Here is a 404-nt window from a genome sequence, read left to right on the forward strand (position 1 = left end):
ATGCCGTACAGGATCTTCATCAGGGTGGACTTGCCGGCGCCGTTCTCACCGACGAGGGCGTGGATCGTGCCGCGCCGGACGGTGATGTCGATGTCGCGGTTGGCGACGACGCCGGGGAACCGTTTCGTGATGCCGCGCAGCGCGACGGCGGGGACGCCGGGGTCCGTGCCGGACTGCGCTTGGCTGCTGGGTGCTGGGATGACGCACTCTCCTTGAAGCCTAAGGAGTGGAGCCGGGCGTGGGCGCTTGATCAGCCGAACGCTACCGCGCCTGGTGGCGGACCGGGCGGGGTCCGCCGGGATTTCTACTCGCGTAGAGAACCCCCTCGGGCCGGATGGCCCCGAGCGGATCCCCGGGGGGCCACCGGACGGCGACCCCCTGGGAACGCGACCACGGATCTCGCG

At 70.8% G+C, this 404-nt stretch carries 1 protein-coding gene; it reads right to left on the reverse strand.

All coding sequences use genetic code 11. The features are described from left to right. A partial coding sequence (locus ACSNOC_RS27955; protein ID WP_436750362.1) for an ATP-binding cassette domain-containing protein occupies positions 1-251 on the reverse strand: 251 nt, incomplete at its 3' end. Positions 252-404: the final 153 nt, after the last annotated feature.

Origin of the sequence: Streptomyces sp. URMC 129, assembly GCF_051386415.1 — a bacterium.
Lineage (GTDB): Bacteria > Actinomycetota > Actinomycetes > Streptomycetales > Streptomycetaceae > Streptomyces.